Here is a 4,095-nt window from a genome sequence, read left to right on the forward strand (position 1 = left end):
GGCGCCGCCGAAGTGGCCGCCTGATGGATGCCATGATCCTGGCGGCCGGGCTGGGCACCCGCCTGCGCCCGCTGACCGACCACACCCCCAAGGCGCTGATCGACGTGGCCGGCGTGCCCATGATCGAGCGCGTCGCCCGCCGCCTCATCGCGGCCGGCGCCGACCGGCTGATCGTCAACACCGCGTACCTGGCGCAGAAGATCGAAGACTTCGTGCGCCAGCGCGGGGGCTTTGGCGTGGAGGCCGACTTCTCGCGCGAAGACCCAGGCCCCCTGGAAACCGGGGGCGCGCTGCTCGCCGCGGAGGGGCTGTTCCGCAAGGACGCCCCGTTCTTCCTTCACAACGCCGACATCCTCACCGACCTGCCGCTGGACGGGATGTACGCCGCGCACCGGGATGCCGATCCCCTGGCCACGGTCGCCGTGCTGGACCGGCCGAGCACCCGCAAGCTGCTCTTCGACGGCGACGGCCTGCTGGGCCGGGTGGACGAGACCAAGGGGCTGGACCTGCGCGTGCGCGAGCCCGTCGGCGCGGTGCAGGCGCTGCCATTCGCGGGCGTGCACGTGCTCGCGCCCCGCATCTTCGGCCTGCTGACGGAGCGCGGGGCGTTCAGCATCCTGGACCCGTACCTGCGCCTGGCCGCGGCGGGAGAGCGCATTCTTCCCTTCCGCGTAGACGGGCACGCCTGGCTCGACATCGGGCGGCCGGAGCAGCTGGAAGAAGCGCGGCGGCGGTACGCGCAAACCGCGGATGGAACGCCTCTTGCCCCGCCCCCGTCCCGCTTTTTCACGAGCGGAACGGGACCATGACGAGGGGATGGGGACGATGAACGTACGGCTGGCGGCGGTGCTGGCGCTTTCCCTGGCAGCCGCGTGCGGCGGCGGGGGCGAGCAGAAGGAAGTTGATTCGCCGGCGACGACGATGGACGAGAGCACCACCGATCCCGGCGAGGGGCAGGCACCCAACGTCAGCTCCCTGCCCCGGCCGGAGCAGACGATGGCGGCCGGGCACCTGTCGGCCATCAACAACTCCGGCGTCACCGGATCGGTGAACTTCCGCGGCATCGGCCAGCAGACGGAGATCTCCCTGCAGGTGACCACGGCCCCCGCCGGTACGCAGCAGCTGAACGCGGCCGTGGTGCAGGGCACCTGCGAGCAGCCCGGCAGCGAGGTGGCCCCCGTCGGCCCGCTGACCGTCGGCGCCGGCAACGTCGCCGCCATCACCGACACGCTGAACCTGCCGCCGGGCACGGTTCTGAACGGGCAGCACGCGCTCGTGGTCAAGGGCCAGAACTCCGGCCCCTCCACCCCGCCCATGGCCTGCTCGCCCCTGCCCAAGTGGGAGCGCCTGCCGCCCACCGGCTGAGCCGAACAGGACCTACGAACGAGCGCCGCGCGGCCTGGATGCGCGCGGCGTTTTCGCGTGTCAGCGACGCGCTACGCCGCGAGTTCCAGCACGTTCAGCCCCTCGTGCCGCGCCGCCGCGCACTGCACCCGGTCGGCACTGACGAACGAGATTTCTGCTCCTTCATCCAGGTTGTCGCGTGCACGAACGGCTGCGGCGACCTGGATGGCGTCGGCCGGACGCAGCCGCCACCGCTGGACGATACCGGCTGCGGCGTGCATCACTTCCGAGGCGTTCACCACGATCAGCGGCGACTCCTGGGTGAAACTCTGGACCAGAGTTGGAATCGCCTGCCGCAATGCGGCAGCACTCAAGCCCTTTCGCGCCGCGTGCGGACCGCGTTTGATCTGCTGCAGGGCTGACACAGCTTCGGGCAGCGAGATGTCGCAAACGAACACCCTGGTCGAGCGGTCGCTCCGGTTCGCGCTGCGCATGAGATCGTGGACAGCTGACGAGCCGGGCTCCACCGCGTGCAGCTTTACCACGGCAGACGCGTCGAAGAAGTAGCGTTTCATATGTGGTTCGCCCGCCTCATCCGGATCAGCGCCTGACTGGGCAGCTCGCCCTCTACCTCGATCATCTCGGGCATCTGCCAGTCTGGGCCGTCGTTCGGCAGCTTGGCGATGAAGCCGCTCTCGATCATCTTGCGGAGATCCTCGAATTCGGGCGGCACTTCGGGATTGCAGTGACAACACGGCTTCTTCATACGTCCGCTCCGGTACAGGTAATTTTCAGAAAAACGGGTCTCGGCTCCGAGTGCGTTACGCGGGAGTGAGAACCTCCAGCCCCTCCAACGCCGCGGCCCGGCACTGTTTCTTGTCGTTGCTCACGAATGCAAAAACGGCCTCGAAACCAGCAGCCTTGCGAGCGTTCAGCGCAGCCGCGATGTGTACGGCATCGGCACCCCGTACCTGCTGCCGCTCTACGATCTCTGCCGCCAGCGGCATGCAATCGCTCGCCGACAGCAGGACGAGCGGAGTTCCACGACCAAGATCCGCTCGAACCTTGGGCAGGGTATGCCGAAGAGCCGAACGGCTGATGCCACGCTTCGCGGCATCAGGGGCATGAGCGGCCTGCTGAACCGCGGAAATCGTTTCCGGCAGAGCAAGATCGCACGCGCACAACCGTACTGTCGGAGGTTCCGCGATGGGCGGCCCGCACCAGGTCTCGGACGAATCCCCAACCCTCTTCCAGCAGATACAGACGGCCGATCGCGGACGTGTCGAGGAAGTAGGTTTTCAAAAGCCCCGGCTCCGTCGCTGCTGAACGACGATCTTGCTGACGACGTCCGCCGGAATCGGCAGCGGCTCCGGAAGCTGCCAGTCCGGACCGGCGGTGGGCAGCCGTAGCTCGATCCCCATTTCCTCCGCGCGGCGCTTCATCGCCAGCAATTCAGGAGAATGCTGCCGGATCGGCGTGTGGGGGGTCGGTTCCACGGATTCTTCGGATACCTGCTCGCTCATGCGTTCCTCCGTCTGGGTGCACACGAAAGATAAACCGGACGTGCTGAACGTCCAATACCGCGAGCCGCCACGGCTGGTACGAGTTTTTGGGGCCACAAAGAAGAAGCCCCCGGACGTGGCTCGTCCGGGGGCTTCCTGCATTCAGCCGCGCGTGATCAGTTCTGCGGGAACGGGGGCGGCACCACCAGGCCGGCGCGGTTCACGCGCGGCGAGTGGAGCGGCACCTGCTCGTCTTCGGCGCGCTCGCGCTGCGTCCAGCGGAAGTACACCGCCGTGATGGCCAGCCACAGCGTCAGCCCCCCCGGCACCCACATGATCACCCCGCCCAGCCGCTGGTCCTCCAGCGCCGACAGCTCAGAGAACACCCGGGGCGCCTCGACGTACCAGGTGTAGAGCTCGGTCTGTGAAAAGGTGATCAGCGCCGCGGAGATCATCATGGGGATCCCCACCAGGAACAGGTACATCATCTGCAGCACGGGGGCGATCCGCGGCAGCTCCGGGAGCGGGCTTCGCACCGGCCACCACATGATGGTGCCCGTCACCATAATCATCAGGTGCATGGTGATGTGCACGCCATGGCTGCGCATCATCAGGTCGTACGGACCCGGAAAGTGCCAGGCCAGGAAGATGGCGTTGTTCAGCGCGAACGCCATCACCGGAAAGGTGAGCGCCCGGGCCAGGCGCGCCGCCCACGGGCGCCGGATCAGCGGCCGCAGCGCCCACGCCGGGGTGCCGTACAGCAGGAACGGCGGCATGATCAGGATCAGCAGCAGGTGCTGAACCATGTGGGCGCTGAACAGGAAGTAGTCGCTCAACTCGTGCAGCGGCCCCTGCAGCGCCCCGAACATGATGGCCAGCCCCCCCATGAACGACGCCACCTGCTTCGCCGGCACGGGGGACGAGCCGGGAAAGCGGTGGCGAAGGGGCCCAACCATCAGCAGATACGCGCCCGCGAGCAGCAGCCACCCCGCCATGAAGCTGGGGTACACCCGCCATTCGTTCCAGGCGAAGGTCTCGCCGTGCAGCAGCGCGAGACCCAGGACCGCGTTCGACATCTACCTACACCCTGCCCTTCTCGTGGAGCGGTGCGCTCAGTGCGCCGGCGGCGTGGTGGGCGCGGCGGGCTGCTGGCTGGGCGCCGTGCCCGATCCGTGCACCCCCTCGTTGCTGCTGGCCGTGCCGTGGATGGCCGTGCTGGTGCCGTGCAGCGGCCCGAACAGCAGGATCA

At 68.0% G+C, this 4,095-nt stretch carries 7 protein-coding genes; 2 read left to right on the top strand and 5 right to left on the bottom strand.

Annotation, left to right across the window (positions count from 1 at the left end):
* Both VIB55_RS03060 and VIB55_RS03065 read left to right on the top strand, forming a co-directional pair.
* Positions 1 to 809 (top strand): nucleotidyltransferase family protein (locus VIB55_RS03060; RefSeq protein ID WP_331875193.1); only part of this gene is annotated, 809 nt, incomplete at its 5' end.
* A 16-nt stretch (positions 810 to 825) separates the two neighbouring features.
* Positions 826 to 1,365, top strand: a complete 540-nt coding sequence (locus tag VIB55_RS03065; RefSeq protein ID WP_331875194.1) for a hypothetical protein — start codon at positions 826 to 828, stop codon at positions 1,363 to 1,365.
* Between the two features lie 71 nt (positions 1,366 to 1,436).
* On the opposite strand, the gene VIB55_RS03070 is transcribed toward VIB55_RS03065, so the two are convergent.
* The 5 genes from VIB55_RS03070 to VIB55_RS03090 form a co-directional block, all read right to left on the bottom strand.
* Positions 1,437 to 1,919, bottom strand: coding sequence for a type II toxin-antitoxin system VapC family toxin (locus VIB55_RS03070; RefSeq protein ID WP_331875195.1), 483 nt, complete (start codon positions 1,917 to 1,919; stop codon positions 1,437 to 1,439).
* Positions 1,916 to 2,110 carry a hypothetical protein gene (locus VIB55_RS03075; RefSeq protein ID WP_331875196.1) on the bottom strand — a complete coding sequence of 65 codons (195 nt, stop codon included), beginning with the start codon at positions 2,108 to 2,110 and terminating at the stop codon, positions 1,916 to 1,918. The genes VIB55_RS03070 and VIB55_RS03075 overlap by 4 nt, the downstream gene beginning before the upstream one ends.
* 55 nt (positions 2,111 to 2,165) lie before the next feature.
* The gene (locus VIB55_RS03080; RefSeq protein ID WP_331875197.1) at positions 2,166 to 2,351 is read right to left on the bottom strand and encodes a hypothetical protein; all 186 of its coding nucleotides are present in this window, start codon (positions 2,349 to 2,351) and stop codon (positions 2,166 to 2,168) included.
* 291 nt (positions 2,352 to 2,642) lie between these two features.
* Positions 2,643 to 2,867 (bottom strand): hypothetical protein, encoded by a 225-nt coding sequence (locus VIB55_RS03085; RefSeq protein WP_331875198.1) that lies wholly within the window; start codon positions 2,865 to 2,867, stop codon positions 2,643 to 2,645.
* A 155-nt stretch (positions 2,868 to 3,022) separates the two neighbouring features.
* Positions 3,023 to 3,922, bottom strand: coding sequence for a cytochrome c oxidase assembly protein (locus VIB55_RS03090; RefSeq protein ID WP_331875199.1), 900 nt, complete (start codon positions 3,920 to 3,922; stop codon positions 3,023 to 3,025).
* Positions 3,923 to 4,095 lie beyond the last annotated feature (173 nt).

The sequence above is a fragment of the Longimicrobium sp. genome (assembly GCF_036554565.1).
In the GTDB taxonomy this organism is placed as follows: Bacteria; Gemmatimonadota; Gemmatimonadetes; order Longimicrobiales; family Longimicrobiaceae; genus Longimicrobium.